Annotated in this window: 21 protein-coding genes; 1 reads left to right on the top strand and 20 read right to left on the bottom strand. The window is 61.6% G+C overall.

Annotated features, from left to right (window positions below; translation table 11 throughout):
• Positions 1 to 20 precede the first annotated feature (20 nt).
• The 17 genes from rpsB to rpsP all read right to left on the bottom strand — a co-directional run bounded on the left by rpsB (position 21) and on the right by rpsP (position 17,385).
• Positions 21 to 749: a 30S ribosomal protein S2 gene (gene rpsB / locus DW171_RS03085; protein ID WP_006236109.1), complete on the bottom strand. Its 729-nt coding sequence runs from the start codon at positions 747 to 749 to the stop codon at positions 21 to 23.
• A gap of 219 nt (positions 750 to 968) precedes the next feature.
• The gene (locus DW171_RS03080) at positions 969 to 1,877 is read right to left on the bottom strand and encodes a tyrosine recombinase XerC (protein WP_369832461.1); all 909 of its coding nucleotides are present in this window, start codon (positions 1,875 to 1,877) and stop codon (positions 969 to 971) included.
• Between the two features lie 8 nt (positions 1,878 to 1,885).
• Positions 1,886 to 3,223 carry a methylenetetrahydrofolate--tRNA-(uracil(54)-C(5))-methyltransferase (FADH(2)-oxidizing) TrmFO gene (trmFO, locus tag DW171_RS03075; RefSeq protein ID WP_118270386.1) on the bottom strand — a complete coding sequence of 446 codons (1,338 nt, stop codon included), beginning with the start codon at positions 3,221 to 3,223 and terminating at the stop codon, positions 1,886 to 1,888.
• A gap of 14 nt (positions 3,224 to 3,237) precedes the next feature.
• Entirely contained in the window at positions 3,238 to 4,170 is a 933-nt protein-coding gene (locus tag DW171_RS03070) for a DNA-processing protein DprA (protein ID WP_117564298.1), read from the bottom strand.
• Positions 4,170 to 5,693, bottom strand: a complete 1,524-nt coding sequence (locus tag DW171_RS03065; RefSeq protein ID WP_117766659.1) for a YifB family Mg chelatase-like AAA ATPase — start codon at positions 5,691 to 5,693, stop codon at positions 4,170 to 4,172. Before DW171_RS03065 ends, DW171_RS03070 begins: the two co-directional genes overlap by 1 nt.
• Positions 5,693 to 6,178 (bottom strand): YraN family protein, encoded by a 486-nt coding sequence (locus tag DW171_RS03060; RefSeq protein ID WP_117766661.1) that lies wholly within the window; start codon positions 6,176 to 6,178, stop codon positions 5,693 to 5,695. Before DW171_RS03060 ends, DW171_RS03065 begins: the two co-directional genes overlap by 1 nt.
• A gap of 189 nt (positions 6,179 to 6,367) precedes the next feature.
• A complete protein-coding gene (locus tag DW171_RS03055; RefSeq protein WP_118270385.1) occupies positions 6,368 to 7,156 on the bottom strand; it encodes a ribonuclease HII in 789 nt (262 codons plus the stop codon).
• A 93-nt stretch (positions 7,157 to 7,249) separates the two neighbouring features.
• Positions 7,250 to 7,591 carry a 50S ribosomal protein L19 gene (gene rplS, locus DW171_RS03050; protein WP_006236098.1) on the bottom strand — a complete coding sequence of 114 codons (342 nt, stop codon included), beginning with the start codon at positions 7,589 to 7,591 and terminating at the stop codon, positions 7,250 to 7,252.
• 213 nt (positions 7,592 to 7,804) lie between these two features.
• The gene (ppdK, locus tag DW171_RS03045) at positions 7,805 to 10,555 is read right to left on the bottom strand and encodes a pyruvate, phosphate dikinase (protein ID WP_118270384.1); all 2,751 of its coding nucleotides are present in this window, start codon (positions 10,553 to 10,555) and stop codon (positions 7,805 to 7,807) included.
• A gap of 346 nt (positions 10,556 to 10,901) precedes the next feature.
• Positions 10,902 to 11,789 (bottom strand): pyruvate, water dikinase regulatory protein, encoded by an 888-nt coding sequence (locus DW171_RS03040; protein WP_118270383.1) that lies wholly within the window; start codon positions 11,787 to 11,789, stop codon positions 10,902 to 10,904.
• Positions 11,790 to 11,823: 34 nt separating this feature from the next.
• On the bottom strand, positions 11,824 to 13,920 hold the full coding sequence (glyS, locus tag DW171_RS03035; RefSeq protein ID WP_117773537.1) for a glycine--tRNA ligase subunit beta: 2,097 nt from the start codon (positions 13,918 to 13,920) through the stop codon (positions 11,824 to 11,826).
• Between the two features lie 3 nt (positions 13,921 to 13,923).
• Complete coding sequence (locus tag DW171_RS03030) at positions 13,924 to 14,835, bottom strand: glycine--tRNA ligase subunit alpha (RefSeq protein ID WP_006236091.1); 912 nt, start codon at positions 14,833 to 14,835, stop codon at positions 13,924 to 13,926.
• A 59-nt stretch (positions 14,836 to 14,894) separates the two neighbouring features.
• Positions 14,895 to 15,458: a signal peptidase I gene (lepB, locus tag DW171_RS03025; RefSeq protein ID WP_118270382.1), complete on the bottom strand. Its 564-nt coding sequence runs from the start codon at positions 15,456 to 15,458 to the stop codon at positions 14,895 to 14,897.
• Between the two features lie 2 nt (positions 15,459 to 15,460).
• Positions 15,461 to 16,219, bottom strand: coding sequence for a tRNA (guanosine(37)-N1)-methyltransferase TrmD (trmD, locus tag DW171_RS03020; protein WP_118270381.1), 759 nt, complete (start codon positions 16,217 to 16,219; stop codon positions 15,461 to 15,463).
• A 10-nt stretch (positions 16,220 to 16,229) separates the two neighbouring features.
• Positions 16,230 to 16,751, bottom strand: coding sequence for a ribosome maturation factor RimM (rimM, locus tag DW171_RS03015; RefSeq protein WP_118270380.1), 522 nt, complete (start codon positions 16,749 to 16,751; stop codon positions 16,230 to 16,232).
• A 4-nt stretch (positions 16,752 to 16,755) separates the two neighbouring features.
• Positions 16,756 to 17,001 (bottom strand): KH domain-containing protein, encoded by a 246-nt coding sequence (locus DW171_RS03010; protein WP_171021534.1) that lies wholly within the window; start codon positions 16,999 to 17,001, stop codon positions 16,756 to 16,758.
• Between the two features lie 42 nt (positions 17,002 to 17,043).
• Positions 17,044 to 17,385 carry a 30S ribosomal protein S16 gene (gene rpsP, locus DW171_RS03005; RefSeq protein ID WP_022094749.1) on the bottom strand — a complete coding sequence of 114 codons (342 nt, stop codon included), beginning with the start codon at positions 17,383 to 17,385 and terminating at the stop codon, positions 17,044 to 17,046.
• Positions 17,386 to 17,586: 201 nt separating this feature from the next.
• Here rpsP and dinB point away from each other — a divergent pair, with 201 nt between their 5' ends.
• Positions 17,587 to 18,840, top strand: a complete 1,254-nt coding sequence (gene dinB, locus DW171_RS03000) for a DNA polymerase IV (RefSeq protein ID WP_199586817.1) — start codon at positions 17,587 to 17,589, stop codon at positions 18,838 to 18,840.
• 96 nt (positions 18,841 to 18,936) lie between these two features.
• On the opposite strand, the gene rsfS is transcribed toward dinB, so the two are convergent.
• The 3 genes from rsfS to nadD all read right to left on the bottom strand — a co-directional run bounded on the left by rsfS (position 18,937) and on the right by nadD (position 20,717).
• Complete coding sequence (gene rsfS / locus DW171_RS02995; RefSeq protein WP_118270378.1) at positions 18,937 to 19,392, bottom strand: ribosome silencing factor; 456 nt, start codon at positions 19,390 to 19,392, stop codon at positions 18,937 to 18,939.
• Between the two features lie 27 nt (positions 19,393 to 19,419).
• Entirely contained in the window at positions 19,420 to 19,953 is a 534-nt protein-coding gene (yqeK, locus tag DW171_RS02990) for a bis(5'-nucleosyl)-tetraphosphatase (symmetrical) YqeK (protein ID WP_192924102.1), read from the bottom strand.
• 86 nt (positions 19,954 to 20,039) lie between these two features.
• Positions 20,040 to 20,717, bottom strand: a complete 678-nt coding sequence (gene nadD / locus DW171_RS02985; RefSeq protein ID WP_118270377.1) for a nicotinate-nucleotide adenylyltransferase — start codon at positions 20,715 to 20,717, stop codon at positions 20,040 to 20,042.
• Positions 20,718 to 20,719 lie beyond the last annotated feature (2 nt).

Here is a 20,719-nt window from a genome sequence, read left to right as displayed (position 1 = left end):
AAGAATTAACTAAGACTGATTTACTCGGCCTTGGGCTCAGCGGCCATCTCGGCCTCGGAGACCTGCTCCTTACCGGAGCCAGCGAGGCAGGCGTCAGCCATGAGCTCGCACATAAGGGTGACAGCGGAGATAGCGTCATCGTTGCAGGGGATGCCGTACTCGACCTCGTCGGGATCGGAGTTGGTGTCGATCAGAGCGACGACGGGGATGTTCAGGCGCTGAGCCTCCTTGATGGCGTTCTCCTCGCGCTTAGTGTCGATGACGAAGAGAGCCTGGGGCAGACCCTTCATGTCGCGGGCGCCACCGAGGTTGGTCTGGAGCTTGGTGAGCTCCTTGCCGAGCACAGCCTGCTCCTTCTTGGGGAGCACTGCCATGCGGCCGTCCTCGACCATGGCCTCGAGCTCCTCCATGCGGTTGATGCGGGAGCGGATGGTGACGAAGTTGGTCAGCATACCGCCGAGCCAACGCTGGTTGATGTAGGGCATATTAGCGCGCTCAGCAGCGTTCTTGACGGCCTCCTGAGCCTGCTTCTTGGTGCCGACGAACAGCACGTTGCCGCCCTTGGCGACGTTCTTGACGAAGGTGTAGGCCTGGTCGGCGTCGAGGATGGTCTGCTTAAGGTCGAGGATGTAGATGCCGTTGCGCTCACCGAAGATGAACGGCTTCATCTTGGGGTTCCAGCGACGGGTCTGGTGACCGAAGTGGCAGCCGGCCTCGAGCAGGGTGCGGATATTAATCTTGGTAGCCATGTTAAACCTCCTGTGGTTTGCCTCCGCGCGGGGTCATCCTCCAAAACCAACCCGGACATGTGCTACCAAAGCCCGGGCACCACGGTATGAAGTAGCCGCGCGTGCGTGATAAAAACCTGTTGCCGTGAAGCAACCCGATGAATGATAGCAGGAATGCATCTTCCTGCCAACCCGCAATCAAAACCACACACCTGAGCGCGGCGCGGGACGTCCCAGCCACTATTCGCCGCGGGGATGGGCTTGAGCCACAGCCCGCTTAAGCCGATCGGGTGTGAGATGCGTGTAGATCTGCGTCGTGGACAGGCTCGCATGGCCCAGCAGCTCTTGAACCGAGCGCAGGTCCGCACCGCCCTCGAGCAAGTCGGTCGCAAAGGTATGGCGCATCGCATGCGGGGCGATGTCGGCAGGCATGCCGGCGAGCGTCGCCAGCGTATGAAACCGCCGCCTGAGCATGGCGGCACTCATGCGATTACCGCGCGCCGATATAAGCAGCGGATGCGGCCCGATAACGGGGTCACGACGCTTTGCCTGAGCGAGCAACTCCGGCCTTCCCTCCTCAATATAGAGACGCGTCGCCTCGAGCGCACGACGATACAGAGGGACGATACGTTCTTTGCTCCCCTTGCCCCACAGGCGCAGCGTGCGTTCGGACCACGCAATGGACTCCACATTGAGTGCTGCGAGCTCAGAGATACGGGCGCCCGAGGCATAGAGCAGCTCGAGCATCGCCGCATCGCGCAGTCCCGCGGGTGTTGAGGTATCAGGCGTCTTGAGCAGCGCCTCCACCTGTTGGGTCGTCAGCACACCGGGTAGATCGCGCGGAAGCTTGGGCGAGGAAATTGCCGAGACCACATCGCCCTCCACGACCCCCTCGGCAGCCATCCATCGATAGAGCGATCGGATAGCCGACAGATGCGCCGCAAGCGTTCGGGGAGCCACCTGCTCACGCGAAAGCTCGGCAAGATAGCGACGAATGGTGCGCACGTCGGCAGCGAAAGCATCGATATCCTCGCGCTCGCACCAGGCAGCAAAGCGCTCCAGCCTCGAGCCATAGGCCGTCACCGTATTGGGAGAAAGCCCCTCGACACGTGCGATATAGGCGATAAACGAGTCGACGGTGTCGTACAGGTCAAAGGCTATGACCGGTCGCCTCCAAACAGATCGGGGCGAGTGGCCAGATAGGCATCAAGGGCCTCGAGCGCACGGTCCGCATAGGCCTGGTAGCGGTCGCGCTTGCTGCGGCGCTTACCATCCTCGAGTGGCGGCACCAGGCCAAAGTTGACATGCATAGGCTGATAGCCCACCGTGGCCGGATCGGTAGCATAGCCCACGAGCGCGCCCAAAGCACCCACGCGCGGCAGCTCGACGGGAGCGGCCCCGACAGCCTCGGCATAGGTGTTGAGTGCCGCGAGCAGACCTGTCGCCACGGCTTCCATGTACCCCTCGGTGCCGGTGATCTGACCGGCCAGGCGCACGCCGGTACCAGGCACGGCAAAGGTGCCATCGAGCACGTGCGGCGCATCGACAAAGGTATTGCGGTGCATGACACCGTAGCGGAAGAACTCAGCGTTCTCCAGGCCCGGCACCATATGGAAGACGCGCTTCTGTTCGCCAAAGGTCAGGTTGGTCTGGAAGCCCACCAGGTTATAGGCGGTCTTCTCCTTGTTCTCGGCACGCAGCTGAATCGCCGCCCAGGGACGACGACCGGTTCGCGGGTCGGTGAGGCCGACGGGCTTCATGGCGCCAAAGCGAATGGCGTCCTTGCCGGTGCGCGCAACTTCCTCGGCAGGCTGGCAGGCCTGGAACAGATCGCCGCCCTCAAAGTCCTTGAGCACCACGCGGTCGGCCGTGGTAAGCGCCTCGATAAAGGCCTCGTACTCTTCCTTGTTGAGCGGAGCGTTGAGATAGTCGCCGCTCCCCTGCTCCTCGTAGCGCGACTGCGAGAACAGCACGTCCATATCGAGCGTGGAGGCATCGACGATCGGCGCCGCGGCATCGAAGAACGCAAGGGCGTCGCCACCGACGAGCTTCATGACCTCTTCGCTCAACGCCGGCGAGCACAAGGGGCCGGCGGCAATGACCACGTGACCTTCGGGAATCTGCGTGACCTCGCCGTGAACGATCTCGATATTGGGACGGGCGGCAACCTCGGCCTCGACAAACTCGGAAAACTTGACGCGGTCGACCGCCAAGGCGCCACCGGCGGGAACAGCCGCGCGATGGGCGCAATCGAGCAGGACTGAACCCATGCGCTCAAGCTCGGCCTTCAGCAATCCAGCCGCGGAATCCGGACGGGTCGACTTAAACGAATTGGAACAGACGAGCTCTGCCAGGTGATCGGTATGGTGGGCCGGGGAGCTAACCTGGGGGCGCATCTCGCACAGCTTTACGGAAAACCCGCGATCTGCAAGCTGAATCGCGCACTCCGAACCCGCCAGACCGCCACCGATAACCGTCACCTGATCAAACAGCATCTGCAAACACCTTTCTAATTGACATGTTTTCCATTGTGACCGAAGGGTGTCTGAGCGTGAAGGGCAAACTTGGAGGGCGCATACCTTCCATCCATCATGCGCTCGATAAGACCCTCGAGCTCAAGCGAACCCAGGAGTTTGAGTACGCCGACGGCATCGAGCGAGACGAGCGCCGCGATGTCGTCGACCTTGAGCGGAGAGGCGATGAGCGCATGCATCACGGTCTGCTGTGTTTGATCCAGGTCGGCAATGCCGGGAGCATCGGGGCGCGAGTAGCGCAGGGTGCCGTAGATGCGTGAAATAGCCATCTCGATAGATTCCTCGTCGATGATGCAGCAGGCACCGTTCGCAATGAGGTAATTCGTGCCACGCGACTCGGGCGATAGAATCGACCCTGGCACGGCAAGAAGTTCTCGCCCCAAATCCATAGCAGCCTCGGCTGTAGAAAACGTCCCGGAAGGCATACCCGCCTCGGATACAAAGAGGGCTTGCGACAAGGCCGCGATTACGCGATTGCGGCGCGGAAAGGCAAACTTGCGCGGACCCATGCCCCACGGAGAGATCGACACGACCGCGCCACCCGTATCGAGCGTGCGCGTAATAAGCCCCGCGCTCGAACGCGGGTAGACCACGTCGGCGCCCGTCCCCAGCACCACGACGTGTTTGCCGCCGGCATTGACCGCAGCCCAACCCGAGGCCTGGTCACAACCGACCGCGCCGCCCGAAACTACCGTCACGCCCGCCTCGACCGCAACCTTTGCCGCAAGCTCTGCCACGGCAAGACCATACGGAGAGGCCTTGCGCGCGCCGATGATGGAGAGCGCGGGCGTCGAAAGCACCTCGGGGTTGCCGCGCACATAGAGTGTCTGGGGTACATCAGAAAGCTCCAAAACGGTCTCGGGATACAACGCGTCACCTGGATGCAGCTCGAAGGTCCCCTCGGCCATCATTGGTCCCTCCTTCCCTGGTACATCGCCGCCTCGAGCACGTGGTCCTGCGTCACTTGCTCGCTCTCGGCGACGTCGGCGATGGTACGCGCGATACGCACCAGGCGCACGATGCCGCGGCCCGTGAGATGCGTGCGCTTCGACAGGCCGAGCACACACTTCTCCGCCGCATCATCGAGCTCAAAGGTCGAAACGACGCCGTCAATGGACCGTGTCTCGTCATCCTCGGCCTCGGCATCAGCATCGTCCATACGGGATTCGCGCCAAGCGCGAAAAGCGCGACCGCGCACAACGTAGTCACGTAACTCAGCTGACGACATACCCTCCGCGCCCTCGATAATCACCTGAGGGTCGGGACGGGTCACATCGATCATCATGTCGATACGGTCGGCCAAAGGACCGCGCAGTTTAGACCGATAGCGCTCGACCATCGCCGCCGAGCAGCGACACGGTACCTCACGATCGCCCAAAAAGCCGCAGGGGCAGGGATTGCTCGCAGCCAGCAGCTGAAAGCGCGACGGGAAGGTAAAAGCCCCGTCGACGCGTACGATCCTGACGTAGCCGCGTTCGATGGGCTGACGCAGCGTCTGCAGCACACCCGTGGGAAACTCAGCAAGCTCGTCCAAAAATAGCACGCCGCCATGAGCAAGGCTGATCTCACCCGGGTGCACCGGGCGCCCACCGCCGATAAGACCTGCGGTCGAAATACTGTGATGGGGACTGCGGAAGGGCCGGTGCCCCGCCAACAAGCCATCAATGTTCTCACCCAAAACCGAATGGATGCACAGCGCCTCCTGTTGATCCTCAACGGAAAGCTCGGGCAGGATGCCGGTCATACGACGCGCGAGCATCGTCTTGCCCGATCCCGGGGACCCGATCATGAGCAAGCCGAGTTCTCCTGCCGCCGCAAGCGCCATGCCGCGCTTGGCGACCTCCTGCCCCAGTACGTCGGCATAGTCGAGCTCGGGCTCAAAGGTCGCCTCGAGCACTTCAGAATCCAAGTAGTGCCGCGCGGCATCGCCCATGCCATGGGCAAGCTGAGACAAATGATCGATGAATCCACAATCCACGCCCGCAAGCGGCACATGCTGATCGGACCTGCCGGCGATAAAGGACAGCCCCATATCACGCGCCAATAGCTGAAACGCCACCTCGCCCTTGACAGGAAGCACCGTACCGTCCAAGCCAAGCTCACCAGCGATAAGACAACGATCGAGGTTGTCGCGGGGAATCTGACCATCGGCCGCCAATACCGCGATGGCGATGGGCAGATCAAAGCCGCTACCGGTCTTGCGAATATCGCCAGGCGCCAGATTGACCGTAATGCCCGAGCGCGGGATCTCGAACCCGGCGGAGCGCATCGCGCAGCGAATACGACCGCGTGACTCCATCACCTCCATGCTCGGAATGCCGAGCATCTGGATGCCCGGAACGCCACCGGCAAGCGAGACCTCGACCGTGACGTGAATCGCCTCGACGCCGCGGATGCAGGCCGCGTGAACGGCAAACGTCTCGAACGCCATCACGACACCTGCCAATCGAACGCGTTGTACTGATGCTCGATCTCGGCGATATGCCCGCCACGAATGGTGACGCCCACGGCATCGAAGCGAATCGCCTTGAGCGGATAATGCTCCATGAGGTAGCAACTTGCGATGCGGCGGTAGCGGCGTTGCTTTTGGGCGTCCACGGCCTCCTCGGGAAAGACCCGCGTGCTGCAATCCAGTGCAACTCGTCTGGTTTTGACCTCGGCCATCACCACGACATCGTCGAGCTCATCGAGCAGCACCAGATCGGCCTCGCCCTCGGTGCAACGATAACCCTGCTCCAGCAAGGTGTAGCCGCGCTCGTTAAAGTAGTCGATGGTGATCAGCTCGCCCAGCATGCCCAGCTCGCGGGGACTGAGTCCCTTGATAAAGTCGGGCGTCATCGCCCCACAGTCGAGCTCGCCGTTTTCCCAACGCTCCTTGAGTTGCTGCGTCTTGCTCTTTTTGCTTGCGGCACTCATGGGGTCTCCTTTCCCGCACACTGCATTGCCCCGATGATGAGGGCACCTTTCATGCGGGTAAGTACCGGAAGCAAACCAAAAGCTGACCAAATGCCGTCAAAAAACGGGCCGTACGCAGCAATGGTGTTGCATACGGCCCGCTTCCAGCAGGTTTATAAAACCCCTGAGGTCCCTGTCTCCACAATTGACCTAGAAAAGGCGCTCAGTCTGCAGAAAGTTTCCGCAAAAGCTCACGCGGTGCAGTGGACAAAGCCCATGTTTGCGAATGGCCTCGATATGCTCGGGGCTTGCATAGCCCTTCGACTCGGCCAGATGGTACTCGGGATACTCGGCGTCGTACTCGACCATCATCTCGTCACGCGTGACCTTGGCCATGATGGACGCCGCGGCGATGCAGGCGATTTTGGCATCGCCCTTCACCACATCGCGCTCGTTAGGAACGGCGCCCAAGGGGTTGCCATCCATGAGGACGCAGTCGGGTTCAAGTCCCGTATCGGCCACGGCGCCCGCAACGGCAGTACGGATAGCACGGGCCATGCCCATTTCATCGATATCCTTCGGCGCGATATGGCAAAAGCCGATGGCAGTCGCCACCTCGGCTATCTTCACCGAGAGCAACTCGCGGCGCGCGGGCGTGAGCTTTTTGGAATCGTTGATACCCCAGACGCGCGGCTCCATAGGAAGACAGACGGCGCATACCGTCAAAGGACCGGCCACCGATCCGCGGCCCACCTCGTCGACACCAACGACCATACCATCACCGCCGAGCTCATGCATAAGCTCGTACATGTCATTGACGCGCTCGCGCTCGGCAAGCTCTTTGTCATGGCGTTTGAGGGCGCGTTCACAAGCCTTGATCACCTGCTGGCGCGGGTCCTCGCGATAATGCTCCACGAGGGCGGGAATCTCCTCAAACGTAGCGCTCGCCAACTCACCAGCAACCTGCGATGCCGAAACCGAGCTCGTCATGTTGGCCATACCAGACCCTCCTTGCATGCAAATCAGATAAAAAGAAGGGCCACCCGAAGGTGACCCTCGTGTCCAAACGAGTGGACAGACGCTGCGATCTTCTTAGCGCTTCTCGGGGATGCGAGCAGCCTTGCCCACCTTGTCGCGGAGGTAGTACAGCTTGGCGCGACGGACGCGACCGTGGCGAACGACCTCGAGCTTGGCGATCTTGGGGCTGTGAAGCGGGAAGGTACGCTCAACACCGACACCGAAGGACATCTTGCGGACGGTGAAGGTCTCGCGGGCACCGGCGCCGGCCATGCGGATGACGTCGCCCTGGAAAACCTGGATGCGCTCGCGGTCGCCTTCCTTAATGCGGTAGTGAACCTTGACGTTGTCGGCGACGCGAACCTGAGGAATGTCCTCGCGGATCTGCTGACGCTCGATTGCGCGGATGTAATCCATGTGCAATTCCTTACTCTTCTAGAGGTGCCGTACCACCTTGGCCGGCACGTAGTTGAACAAACGTATTCGAGTATACACGCGCGGGTTTCTGCTGCAAGAACAATTTTTTGCGCAGACAAAAAGACAAAACCCGCACATGATAACCGCCCGCTTCACGAATGAGACGGGCGGTATGAAGGGGGGGGGCTACGCTAGGCGTCTAAACGCTAAACGCTAGGCGGAACGCTTGGCCTCGAGCTTGGCCTGGGCGGCAGCTAGGCGCGCGAGGGGCACGCGGTAGGGCGAGCAGGACACATAGTCCACGTCGGCCACGTTAAACAGGCCCTTGATGGACTTGGGGTCGCCGCCGTGTTCGCCGCACACGCCAAAGTGCATGTCGGGATTGGTGGCGCGGCCCTTCTCGACGGCCAAGCGCACGAGCTCCAGCACCGCCGTGTCGATGGTCTCGAAGGGGTTGTCCTTCAGGATCTTCTTGTGCAGGTACAGCGGAATGAACTTGGCCTCGGCATCGTCGCGGGAGAAGCCGAAGGTCGTCTGGGTGAGGTCGTTGGTGCCAAAGCAGAAGAAATCTGCGTGATGGGCGATCTCGTCGGCGACCATGCAGGCGCGCGGCAGCTCGAGCATCGTGCCCACGGGAATGTTGAGCTCGACACCTTCCTCGGAGGAAACCTCGGCGATGGCACGCTCAATGACCTCGCGGGTCTGGACATGCTCTGCCGTGATGGAAACGAGCGGAACCATGATCTCGGGGCGCGGGTCGACACCCTCCTTGATAAGGCGGGCAGCGGCCGTGGCGACGGCGCGAACCTGCATGAGCGGCAGATCGCCAAAGACGACGGACAGGCGCACGCCGCGCAAGCCCAGCATGGGGTTGGACTCGACCATGCCGTCAATGCGACGCAGGCGGGCGCGCAGGGCAGTGAGCTCCTCCTCGGGAGCGCCGGCGGCCTCCTTCTTGGTGATGGCGACCTCGAGCTCGCGAGGATTATCCAGGAACTCGTGCAGCGGCGGATCAAGCAGGCGAACGACCACATCGCGACCGGACATGGTCTTGAACATGGCTAGGAAGTCCTCGGTCTGGACCTTGAGCAGGTCGGCCAGGGCCTGCTGCTTCACGGCCTCGTCGTCGGACAGGATGAAGCTCTGGATGATGTTCTTACGATCGCCCAGGAACATGTGCTCGGTGCGGCACAGGCCGATGGCCTCGGCGCCAAACTCGAGGGCGAGTGCGGCATCCTCAGGGTTGTCGGCGTTGACGCGCACATGGTTGGCGTGGCCACAGGTCTCGTCCAGGCGAATCTCGTCGGCCCAGGACAGGATGGTGTCCAGATCGCCGGTGAGTTCAGCGGAGACCAAATCGACAGCGCCATCGACGACGATGCCCTGGGTACCGTCGATGGAGATGACATCGCCCTCGTGCAGTACGCGGTCGCTGCCATCGATGTGCACGACCTTCTCGGCGGCGTCGATGTGGAAGCGCTCGACACCGCAGACGCAGGGTGTACCCATGCCGCGGGCGATAACGGCTGCGTGGCTCGTCTTGCCACCATGGCTGGTGAGGATGCCCTCGGCAGCGACCATGCCCTTCAGATCGTCGGGGTTGGTCTCCCAGCGAACCAGGATAACCTTGTGACCCTCGGCGGAACGCGCAACGGCGTCATCGCTCGAGAACACAACCTCGCCCACGGCGGCACCGGGGCTGGCGTTAAGGCCGGTAGCAAGTGCCTCATACTTCTTGGAGGCATCGAACTGCGGGTGCAGGAGCTGATCGAGCTGTGCGGGGTCGATGCGCCCCACGGCTTCCTCGCGCGTGATCAGGCCCTCCTCGACCATCTCGATGGCGATGCGCAGGGCGGCCGTGGCGGTGCGCTTGCCCACGCGGGTCTGGAGCATCCAGAGCTTGCCCTGCTCGATGGTAAACTCGATATCGCACATATCGCGGTAATGATCCTCGAGCGTCAGGAACACGCGCTCGAGCTCCTCGCCTGCGGACTCGAGGCCCGGGGTGGTCTTGAGGTCGGCGATGGGCTCGGTGTTTCGGATGCCGGCGACGACGTCCTCGCCCTGGGCATTCACCAAAAAGTCGCCATAGAACTCCTTGGTGCCGTCGGCCGGGTTGCGCGTAAAGGCGACGCCGGTCGCAGAGGTCTCGCCCTTGTTGCCAAAGGCCATGGCCTGGACGTTGACGGCGGTGCCGAGCTCGTCGGAAATGCCGTGCTGCTTGCGGTAGATGCAGGCGCGCTCGTTCATCCAGCTACCAAAGACAGCCTGGATGGCAAGGCGCAGCTGGAGCTCCGGATCGTGCGGGAAAACGGGCTTACCGTCGGCGACCTCGAGCTCGGGATACAGGGTCGCCTCGACGTTCTCGGAGAAGATGCCCTTAAAGGTCTCGACGAGCTCCTGCAGGTCCTCGGCCGAAAGCTCGGAATCGACACGAACGCCGGCGACCAGGCGGGCCTGGGTCAGAGCGTTCTCGAATAGGTCGGCGTCGACGCCCATGACGACGTTGGAGAACATCTGGATAAAGCGACGGTAGCTGTCCCAGGCAAAGCGCGGGTTCTGCGTCTGCGCGATAAGGCCCTGGACGGAATCGTCGTTGAGGCCCAGGTTGAGGACCGTGTCCATCATGCCGGGCATGGAGAACGGAGCGCCCGAGCGAACCGACACGAGCAGCGGATCGGAGGCATCGCCGAGTTTCTTGCCGCAACGGGCCTCGAGGTCCGCCTCGGCGGCAACGATCTCATCGAGTGCGCCCTCGGGCCAGACGTTGCCGGCACCGGAGTACTCGACACAGGTCTGGCAGGTAATGGTAAAGCCACCGGGAACCGGCAGACCGATGCGGCTCATCTCGGCAAGGTTTGCGCCTTTGCCGCCAAGCACGAAGTTCATGGATTTGTCGCCCTCAGTGACACAGGTGCCCTGGGCGTCGGTTCCAAAACGGTAAACCCTCTTGCAATCGCTCACGATACTTCCCCTTCCATGCGCTTACGCGCACGACCGTGGTAACGAATCGACCCGCCGGATGCGGGCCGTGAGGGAACTATACGGCGGGTTTTGGACAGGCTTGAGCAGAGGGTGCGCGGTTTGGTAAACGTGCTAAAACCGGCGGTAAACGGTAGGTAAAGGTGGCTACCTTATGAAGATACCACTACAAGGAAAGTGCAGGTCGGATGCGATGTTTTTGCTAAATCGCTTTATCAATTCAGGCTATTTAGCCACTCCGATGATTTTTCTGGGACGGGGATTTAAAAATCATTAGGTACTCAATGATTTTTTTATCCCCGTCCCAGAAAAATCATCGCAGAAAGGACTACTGCTGTTGGACGCGGCGGGCGGCTCGGCGGGCGGCTCGGCGGGCGCGGGCATCTTGGATTTCCTCCAAGTGGCTAATGATCTCGGCAGCGCTTTCCTCGATGGCTTTGCCGTCGGTACGCACAACAAAGCAGCCTAAGCGCTTCATGAGAGCACGAGCTTCCTCAAGCTCGCCGCGCACGCTCTCGGGCTCGGCATAGGAGCCGGCAACGGCACGGGCGTAGTCATCGCCCAAGCGGCTATCGCGAATTTCGGAAATCACATCGACGGTCGAAATCAGGCCGAACAGGTGCATCGGGTCAACCTCGTAAATCGACTTGGGCGGCTCCATGCCATGCGCCAGTGGGACATTGGCGACCTTGTAGCCCTGATAGGCTAAATACATCGACAGCGGCGTCTTGGATGTACGCGACACACCCAGCAGCACGATATCGGCACCCGACAGATCGTCGCAACCACGACCGTCATCGTGCTCAACGAAATACTCCATGGCCTCGATACGATGGAAATAGCGGTCATCGGTCTTGTGAATCACGCCCGCAACGCACTTGGGCGGCACACCGATGAGCGACGACAGCACGGCAAGCGTCGGGCCGATCAGGTCGACCGAACGGATATGCAGCATACCCAGGTAATCGAGCACGCGGGCGCGAAGCGCCGGATCGACAATGGTATGGAACACGGCGACATCGCGATGGTCGGCATCGACGCGCGGCCCCACAAATGACTTGACCTGCTCCACGGAGGTCACCTTGGGCAGGCGCAAAACGCGAAAAGCCCCTTCATCAAATTGCCCGGACGCCGCAAGCACCACCTCACAAGCGGTATCGCCGAGCGAGTCGGAGATAACGATAACGGTGGGACGAGCGGTGACCGGGCAATCCATGCGGGGCTCCTTTTGCGCTTATGCGCAGGCTGGCTTACTTTTTGCGGGCAAGCTCACCGATGTTGGCAATGCCGGAGAAAACGGCCTCGAAGCGGTTGAGCAGCTTAAGGCGATTATCGCGAAGCTGCTCGTCCTTGTCCATGACCATGACCTCATCGAAGAAACGGTCGATGGGCGCGCGCAGGGCGGCGAGGGCGGCAAATGCGGCCGGGTAGTCCTCGGCAGCAAGGGCGGCGTCGACGGCAGTCTGAGCGGCCTCGGAGGCGTCGGCGAGAGCAAGCTCGGCATCGCCCATCAGGCTACGGTCGTACTCCGCACCCAGCTCGGGCTTGGAGATATGCGCGGCGCGGGCATAGGCGGTGGCCAGGTTATCGAAGGTCTCGGCGTCGTTCTTGCGGGCCTCGTCGAGGGCGGCGCAGCGGGCGAAGAAGACGGACGGGGCAATGATGTGCACCGCGGAGACGGCGGCAACGGTATCGGCCGGGATCTTCTCGTCGCGGGCCATGCTCACCAGGCGGCCATGGAAGAAGTCGCGAACCTGCTGGGCGACCTCGGCGGCGTCGAACTCAATGCCCTGCTCACTGTAGAGCTCAAGGGCGAAGTCGATCAGCGACGTGGGATCGATCGGCAGACGGTCGCGCAGGATGTTGATGATGCCGATAGCGGCACGACGCAGCGCGTAGGGGTCGGAGGAGCCGGTCGGGGGCTCGCCGATGGCAAAGATACCGGCGATGGTATCGAGCTTGTCGGCGCAGGCCACGATGCAGCCAGCGGTGCCCTCGGGCAGCTCGTCACCGGCAAAGCGGGGACGATAGTGATCGCGAATGGCATGAGCGACCTCGTCGTTCTCCCCCATCGCGCAGGCGTAGTAACCGCCCATCACGCCCTGCTGGCTCGTGAACTCGATGACGGCGTTGGACACCAGGTCGGCCTTGCACAGGTGCGCGGCGCGAGCGGCATCGGCAGCCAGATGGGCGCCCAGATGGGCCTCGCGGGCAATAGCGAGCGCAAGCTGCTCAATACGCTCGGACTTGGCGAGCACGCTACCGAGCTTCTCCTGGAAGGCGACCTTGGCCAGGCGCTCACGGAACTCGTCGAGGGAGATCTTCAGGTCCTCCTCGTAGAAGAACTTAGCGTCGTCCAGACGGGCGCGCACGACGCGCTCGTTGCCGTCGATCACGCGCTCGGCGTTCTCGGGCTTGCTGTTGGAGACGACCACGAACTCACGCGTCAGCTTGCCCTCGCCGTCATAGATCGGGAAGTAGCGCTGGTTGGTGAGCATGGACTCGCAGATGATCTCGTGCGGGACCTTGAGGAACTCCTCGTCGAAGGTACCGACGAGCACCGTCGGCCACTCGCAGAGGTTGATGACCTCTTCGAAGACCTTCTTGGGCGTATCGACATGGCAGCCGGGACGGGCAGCCTCGACCTCGGCGATACCGGCGAGGATGGCCTCACGACGACGCTCGGCAGAAAGCACGCCGGCATCCTCGAGCACCTGCTCGTAGACGGCGGGGCTGGCAACCACATGGTCACCAGGGCCAAGTACGCGATGACCGCGCGTGGTGTTGCCGCTCGTCACGTCGGCAAACGACACGGGCACAACATCCTCGCCCAGAAGGCAGCAAATCCAGCGGACCGGACGCACGAACGTCGCGTGCTCGTGACCCCAGCGCTGGGAGCGGTAGTTGGGCCATTGCAGGCCGGTGATGGTCTTCTCGCACAGAGCGGTCAGAATCGGCGTAGCCGGTGCGGAGGGAATGTTCTTCTCAGCAAAGACGTACTCACGGCCGTCGGTGTCCTCGCGACGGACCAGATCCTCGGCAGCCACACCGCACTTGCGAGCGAAGCCCTGGGCGGCCTTGGTGGCGTTACCGTCAGCGTCGAAGGCAATGTTGGCCGCGGGGCCACGCTTGACCTCGTGAACCTCATCGGTCGCGGTGGCGACGTCGGCAACGAGCACAGCCAGGCGACGCGGGCTCGAGATCACACGGACCTCGCCGTGGGCCAGGCCGGCATCGTCCAAACCCTTGACGATCATGGTGCCGAGCTGCTTGACGGCATTGTTCAGCGGCGCGGAGGGCATCTCCTCCGTACCGATCTCAAACAGGAAATCCTTAGCGTCTGCCATGGCTTACGCCACCTCGCCTTCCTGATCGGCATTCTCGTTGACTCCGGCGACCTCGGCCATATAGGCCTCGCAGCACGCCTTGGCGACGGCGCGGACGCGCAGGATGTAGTTGGCACGCTCGACTGCGGACAGGGCGCCACGGGCATCGAGCAGGTTGAAGGCATGGCTGCACTTCATGACGCAGTCGTACGCCGGCAGCGGCAGTTTGCGCTCCAGGCAGGAGTGGCACTCGGCCTCGTAGTCGTCAAACTTCTGACGCATCATCTCGACGTTGGCGACCTCAAAGTTATAGGCACTGAACTCGCGCTCGTTCTCGAGGAACACGTCACCATAGGTCATGGGCGTGCCGTCGGGCAGATAGCTCCACACCAGGTCGTAGACGGAGTTGACACCCTGGGCGTACATGGCGATACGCTCCAGGCCATAGGTGATCTCGACGGGCACGGGATCGACCTCGATGCCGCCCACCTGCTGGAAGTACGTAAACTGCGTGACCTCCATGCCGTTGAGCCAGACCTCCCAGCCAAGGCCCCAGGCGCCCAGGGTCGGGCTCTCCCAGTCGTCCTCGACAAAACGGACGTCATGGTCGTTGGGGTCCAGACCGATAGCGGCAAGAGACCCCAGGTAGAGCTCCTGGGCGTTGACCGGCGAGGGCTTGATGAGCACCTGGAACTGATAGTAGTGCTGCATGCGGTTGGGGTTCTCGCCGTAGCGGCCGTCGGCGGGACGGCGGCAGGGCTGCGCATAGCAGGTGCGCCACTCGGCGGGACCGAGCGAGCGCAGCGTGGTCGCGGTATGGAAGGTACCGGCACCGACCTCGGAGTCATAGGGCTGCATAATGACGCAGCCCTGCTCGCCCCAGTACTGCTGGAGGCGCAGGATGATGTCTTGGAAGGAAAGCGATGAAGCGTTCATGCCTCTAATATCCCCTCGTCGAAACGATTACACGGTTAGGTACTGTACTATAGCGGTTTTTAGTCGATAGCGCCGATACGGTTGAGCGGCCAGTAGCGCACAAGCGCCACGGCGATCAAGTCGGAGCGGTCGACCGGGCCAAAATAGCGGGAGTCAGCAGAGTTCTCGCGGTTGTCGCCCATCACCCACACGCACCCGTCGGGAACGGTGTAGGGATAGCTCACCTGAGCGCCAGGGGCCTGGACCGAAAGCGGCCAGCTCATGCCGGTCGTATAGTCCTCATCGAGCGCCTGGCCGTCGACGACGACCTTGCCGTCCTGAAGGTCGACCGTCTGGCCGGCCGCGGCAATAACTCGCTTGACGAGAACATCGTGCTCGGAGGTGCCATCGGGGTTGTGGAATACCACAATATCGCCCTGTTTAACGGGCTGACCGAGCTCGAGGCTCACCTTTTGCGCCAGGATCTGATCGCCAATCTCGATCGTGGACTCCATGGAGCCGGTAGGCACCACAAAGGGTTCAACCACAAATGAGCGAACCAAAAAGGTGGCGACCAGTGCAATCGCGACGACCACGATCCACTCAAAGGCACCCTTTAGCACGGAATGCTGCGATGGAACCATTCTCACTCCTCGCTCTGTGAATACGACGCGTCCAGAATCTCTTGCGCGAATGCGCGCTCCTCGGGCGTAAGGCGCGCCGTCTCGATCAGGTCGGGACGCCAGCGGCAGGTTCGCTCGATGGCATTCTTGCGGCGCCAGGCATCAACCTTGGCATGATCGCCGCTCACGAGCACCGGAGGCACACCCTCGCCATTGAACTCGGCGGGACGGGTGTACTGCGCGTACTCGAGCAGGCCACCGTCCTCGGCGGTCGAGAATGACTCATCGACGTTGCTCATCTCGTCACCAAGGGCGCCGGGAATCAGACGCACGACGGCGTCGGCAACGACCATAGCGGGAAGCTCGCCGCCCGTGAGCACGTAATCGCCGATCGACAGGCGCTCATCGGCATACGCGTATGCGCGCTCGTCGACGCCCTCGTAGCGACTGCACACAAACAGCAGGCGCTCGCTTTTGAGCAGGCGCTCGGCCACATGCTGCGTAAAAGGCTCGCCACAGGGGGTAAAGAACACCACAGTGGGCTTGGGACCCTCTGCGCTAATGGCCTCGATGGCCTCGGCGATAGGCTCGACCTTCATGAGCATGCCCTGCCCGCCGCCATACGGCTCGTCATCGACGGTGCGATGGCGGTCGTGCGTCCAGTCGCGCAGGTTATACGCCTTAAAATCAAAAAGGCCGGCCTTGCGGGCGCGGCCCAAAATCGATGTGGACATGACGGGCTCAAACATCTCGGGAAAGACCGAAAGGGTCTCAATCAGCATGTTGTCCTCCCTACTTGTCCATATCGATCAGGCCGTCCATAACGTGGACGGAAATTGTTCCTGTGTCGGGAAGATCGAGCACAACCTGCTCGATCACGGGAATCAGTACCTCGCCGTACCGATCACCCTCGACAACCCAAACATCGTTAGCGGGCGTCGACACGATCTCGACGATCGTGCCGAGCGAACCGAAGCGCTCGTCGACCACCTCGCGACCCATCAGGTCGGTATAGGCGGCGTCGAGTGAATCGAGCTCAAAATCGTCACGATTTGCCAACACATAGCATCCCGTGATGCCCTCGGCGGCCGTCAAGTCGTCAATGCCCTCAAACAAGACCAGATCGCCATCGCCCGTATCGGTGACGGACACGACCGTGCAAAAGCGGTCGCGCTTGAGCGCCGGCGGCGTCAGGGCGACGCGCATACCCGGCTCTAATACAGAAGGAAGCCCCCGCACCGGCTGCGCGAGGACCTCCCCCTTCCTTCCGTGCGGCTTGACCACACGGGCGATGTTTTTGTACTGGGACCTCAAGGTCCTAGCCCAGAACCTCTACCTCGACAGCAGTGTCGAGGCGAGCGGCCAGTGCACGGGCGAGCGTGCGAATGGCCTTGATGGTACGGCCACGACGGCCGATGACCTTAGCAACGTCATCCTCGGCGACAGAAACCTCAATCGTAGAGGCGTCATCACCATCAATGACCTCAAGGCTCACGGAATCCGGGTCGTCGACGATCTGAACAACGAGATATTCGACGAGATCGGCGATGCGATCTGAGAGCATTGCCTCACCCTCGAGCTGTGCAGCGTCAACCTCAGGCACGATTTACTCCTCGGCACCCTCAGCGGCCTCAGCGGCAGCCTTAGCTGCCTCGGCCTCTTTGGCGAGCTGCTTCTTGGACTTCTTGACGACGGTCTCGGTCTTCTCGCCCTCGTTGGCGGCCTTGACCAGAGCGGCGACGGCGTCGGTGAGCTGAGCGCCCTTGGACTGCCAGTCGGCGATCTTCTCGAGGTCGAGGTTGATGGTCTTGGGGGCGGTCATCGGGTTGTAGCGGCCAACCTCCTCGATGATACGACCGTCACGCGGGGCGCGGGAATCGGCGACGACGACACGGTAGTACGGACGCTTCTTAGCGCCGTGACGAGCAAGGCGAATCTTGACTGCCAAAGGAAACTCCTCCAACCAAGCAGCTTTAGGCTGCAACTACAAACAAACAGTTGAATATAATACGCCATCGACGCGGGCAGGTGAAGTCCGTGAGACCAACTTCTTCGGTGTAGTCGAGGGCAAATCCATATCTTAGACAAGAATTCGGGATTTGCAAGCACATACACGCACCCCACATGAGCTGCGCGGTATACTCATGACATGGAAAGACGCGAACATACATACGGTTATAAGGATGCCATGGGCGTCACGCCACCTCCCTGGACGGGTCCGGCGGTGGGCCTCATGGACCTCGATGCGTTTTTTGCGAGCGTGGAGATGCTCGATCATCCCGAATGGCGCGGAAAGCCGCTCATCGTGGGCGGAGACGCCGATTCGCGTGGCGTCGTGTCCACGTGTTCGTATGAGGCACGTCGCTTTGGCGTGCGCTCTGCCATGGCCTCGGCCGAGGCGCGGCGCTTGTGCCCGCAAGCCATTTGGACGCACGGGCACTTTGATCGCTACCGCGAGGTGAGCGCGCAGGTCATGGCTATTCTTGCCGAGGAGACGCCGCGCGTTGAGCGCGTATCCATCGACGAAGCCTTTATCGATATCACACCGGGTCGCTTTGCGCCCGAGGACCCACTGCTGGTTGCACGGCGTATAAGCGACCGTGTGGCAGCGCTGGGAGTGACGTGCTCCATTGGCGTGGGCTGCAACAAGACGGTCGCAAAGATCGCAAGCGAGCGGGATAAGCCGTTTGGGCTGACCATCGTGCGCCCCGGAACCGAGCAGCGCTTTTTGGCCGCGCTGCCGGTATCTGCCATGAGCGGCATCGGGCGCTCGGCCGAGGAGCGACTGCGCCGTATGCGCATCTACACGCTCGGCGAGCTGTCACGCGCGCCGGAATCCACCTTGGCCTCTATTTTTGGCGTCAACGGCGAACGTATGCGTCAGCGTGCGCTGGGACTTGAAATCTCCGAAGTCACGAGTCTCGATGAAGAGCGCAAGATCAAGTCGGTCAGCAATGAACGCACCTTTGCGAAAGATTTGACTGAGCGCGGGGACATCGAAGCGGCGATTGCGCTGCTGGGTGAGTCGGTTGGACGCCGCCTGCGCCGTCAGGGACTGACGGGCGGCACGGTAACGCTCAAGCTTAAGTATTCGTATGGCAGCGGGCGTACGGCACAGCGCCGGCTGCCTCATCCGACCGACGATGAGAACATCTTCGTGGCGGTTGCGCTCGAACTGCTCGACAACATCTGGCAGGAAGGCATGCATGTGCGTCTGGCGGGTATCGGGATGAGCGACTTTGACCATCAGGGCGGCATCCAGACCGACCTGTTCTGCGAAGTCGACGACCGCGGAGCCCAATCCAGCGACCGACGCGACCTCTCGGTTGCTATCGACGCCGTCCGAGACAAGTTCGGCGACACCGCCCTATCTTTCGGCCGCCAATCCCGCTTCAGCGATTAACCGCCTTTGAGCAAAAAAAGCCGGGCAGGTACGGAAAACCGCAACTGCCCGGCAAAATGCGCGAGGCTAACTAAAAGCCCCGTATCAAATGAGCCACTAGTGGAGGTCGAGGGGGAGCTGGGGGGCGTCACCCCAGAGCTTTTCTAGACGGTAGAAGTCGCGGGCTTCGGGAGTGAAGACGTGAACGACGACCGAGCCGTAGTCCATGAGCATCCAGATCTTCTGCTCGCGGCCCTCGATGGAGAACGGATGCTCGCCGCAAGCCTCGGCGACCTTCTCCTCGATCTCGTCAACGATCGAATCAACCTGACGGTTGTTGGTGCCGGTAGCGATGACAAAGTAGTCGCACACATCGGAAAGCTCAGTCAGGTCGAGCACTTGAACGTCCTCGCCTTTCTTGTCGTAGGCGGCCTGCGCGGCGGCGCGGGCGACATCCTCGGCGGCGACACTGCTCGCGGACAGCGAGGCGGCAGTGCGGTCGGACGTGGCAACGAAACTCTTGTGCTCCACACCTTCAAGAATCTGCTCGTCGGTCATGGTCTCGTCGGCCATGGAATACCTCTTTCTAGATAGCCCGAGCTAGCGCAGCTGGGCGTAATGGTTGTAAATCGTAATAGCCGTGGGATAAAGATAGCGCCCGGACTGGATCACATAGACCAGACCCTGCGCAAAACAGGAGAAGAACAACTCGTCAAGCGTCGACTCCCCCACCATCTTGCGCAGCGCGTGGGCATAATCACCATGGCGGTTGGGTTCGATGGCATCGGCCACAAAGACCACCATATCGAGCGGCGTCATGTCGCAGGCACCCACGGTGTGACGGTCGACAGCCTGGAAAACAGCCGGCGACAGCTCGGGGAAAAGCTGCGGAAGCTCATAGGCGGCAACAGGGCCATGCAAAAGCGGCGTCGCGGCGGAAGGAGAGCCGGCAACCTTGATGCCATAGTGAAGCGCGCGGGCCACGAGCTCGTCATCGGAAAGAACCTTGTCCCAATCGTGAATTAAGCCGGCGGCAGCCGCATCAAAGCGGTCAACGCCGTAGACCTCGGCCAGATGAAGTGCGGTCTCGGCAACACCCAGCGAATGCACATAGCGCTTGCGCTTATCTTTCATGCGAACATCGAGCAGCTCTTGAATGCGCTTGAGCAGCGCGCGCTCATCGCCCTCAAACTGATCCTCTACCGACAACGTAGCCCCCATCACTCAAAATCTTCTTGTCCCAAATCGGCATATAGCCTGCGCTTGCGAATGTAGCCGAGCACAGACTCGCTCGTAAGATAGCGCACGCTCATGCCGCGGGCAACTCGCTTACGAATGTTCGTCGAGCTGATCGCCAGCGCCGGAATCTGAATATAGCGCACATCGAACGGCAGCCCCGACTCTTTGATTCGGGCACGCGCCGTATCGATATCATAACCCGGTCGCGTCGCCGCAATAAAGGTAGCAAGCTCAGCGATTCGCTCGGCATCATGCCAGGTCACAATATCGATAATCGCGTCGGCGCCCGTAATAAAGTAGAGCTTTACCTGCGGCGGGTAAAAGTCGCGAAGGGCATGAAGCGTATCGGCCGTATAGGTTATGCCCGGACGGTCAATCTCGAACCGGCTCGCCAAAAAGGCCGGGTTCGCGGCGGTGGCGAGGACCGTCATGGCATAACGGTCCTCGGCAGGCGTCACCGGCTTGTCAAGCTTAAAGGCGGGAGAGCCCGCCGGCATAAAGAGCACAGCGTCCAAGTCGAGCGACTCGCGCGCCTGCTCGGCAGTCACCAGGTGCCCGTAATGAATCGGGTCGAAGGTGCCGCCCATAATGCCAAGCCGAAACTCTTTGCCCTCTTTTATGGGCAGCTCGGGCAAACCGATTCCACCGCGCAGCGACATGG

Origin of the sequence: Collinsella sp. AM15-2 (assembly GCF_003471985.1) — a bacterium.
In the GTDB taxonomy this organism is placed as follows: Bacteria; Actinomycetota; Coriobacteriia; order Coriobacteriales; family Coriobacteriaceae; genus Collinsella.
This window is presented reverse-complemented; position numbering and strand designations above follow the sequence as displayed.

What these genes read in the sequence shown, in the direction of transcription:
- DW171_RS03055 (WP_118270385.1), bottom strand. Translation starts at nt 7,156, where the DNA reads ATGGCCAACATGACGAGCTCGGTTTCGGCATCGCAGGTTGCTGGTGAG.
- dinB (WP_199586817.1), top strand. Translation starts at nt 17,587, where the DNA reads ATGGAAAGACGCGAACATACATACGGTTATAAGGATGCCATGGGCGTC.
- nadD (WP_118270377.1), bottom strand. Translation starts at nt 20,717, where the DNA reads ATGTCGCTGCGCGGTGGAATCGGTTTGCCCGAGCTGCCCATAAAAGAG.
- rplS (WP_006236098.1), bottom strand. Translation starts at nt 7,591, where the DNA reads ATGGATTACATCCGCGCAATCGAGCGTCAGCAGATCCGCGAGGACATT.
- trmD (WP_118270381.1), bottom strand. Translation starts at nt 16,219, where the DNA reads ATGCTGATTGAGACCCTTTCGGTCTTTCCCGAGATGTTTGAGCCCGTC.
- rsfS (WP_118270378.1), bottom strand. Translation starts at nt 19,392, where the DNA reads ATGGCCGACGAGACCATGACCGACGAGCAGATTCTTGAAGGTGTGGAG.
- yqeK (WP_192924102.1), bottom strand. Translation starts at nt 19,953, where the DNA reads ATGAAAGATAAGCGCAAGCGCTATGTGCATTCGCTGGGTGTTGCCGAG.
- DW171_RS03065 (WP_117766659.1), bottom strand. Translation starts at nt 5,693, where the DNA reads ATGGCGTTCGAGACGTTTGCCGTTCACGCGGCCTGCATCCGCGGCGTC.
- rpsB (WP_006236109.1), bottom strand. Translation starts at nt 749, where the DNA reads ATGGCTACCAAGATTAATATCCGCACCCTGCTCGAGGCCGGCTGCCAC.
- glyS (WP_117773537.1), bottom strand. Translation starts at nt 13,920, where the DNA reads ATGGCAGACGCTAAGGATTTCCTGTTTGAGATCGGTACGGAGGAGATG.
- lepB (WP_118270382.1), bottom strand. Translation starts at nt 15,458, where the DNA reads ATGGTTCCATCGCAGCATTCCGTGCTAAAGGGTGCCTTTGAGTGGATC.
- trmFO (WP_118270386.1), bottom strand. Translation starts at nt 3,223, where the DNA reads ATGCTGTTTGATCAGGTGACGGTTATCGGTGGCGGTCTGGCGGGTTCG.
- DW171_RS03060 (WP_117766661.1), bottom strand. Translation starts at nt 6,178, where the DNA reads ATGAGTGCCGCAAGCAAAAAGAGCAAGACGCAGCAACTCAAGGAGCGT.
- DW171_RS03030 (WP_006236091.1), bottom strand. Translation starts at nt 14,835, where the DNA reads ATGAACGCTTCATCGCTTTCCTTCCAAGACATCATCCTGCGCCTCCAG.
- DW171_RS03040 (WP_118270383.1), bottom strand. Translation starts at nt 11,789, where the DNA reads ATGGATTGCCCGGTCACCGCTCGTCCCACCGTTATCGTTATCTCCGAC.
- DW171_RS03070 (WP_117564298.1), bottom strand. Translation starts at nt 4,170, where the DNA reads ATGGCCGAGGGGACCTTCGAGCTGCATCCAGGTGACGCGTTGTATCCC.
- DW171_RS03010 (WP_171021534.1), bottom strand. Translation starts at nt 17,001, where the DNA reads ATGCTCTCAGATCGCATCGCCGATCTCGTCGAATATCTCGTTGTTCAG.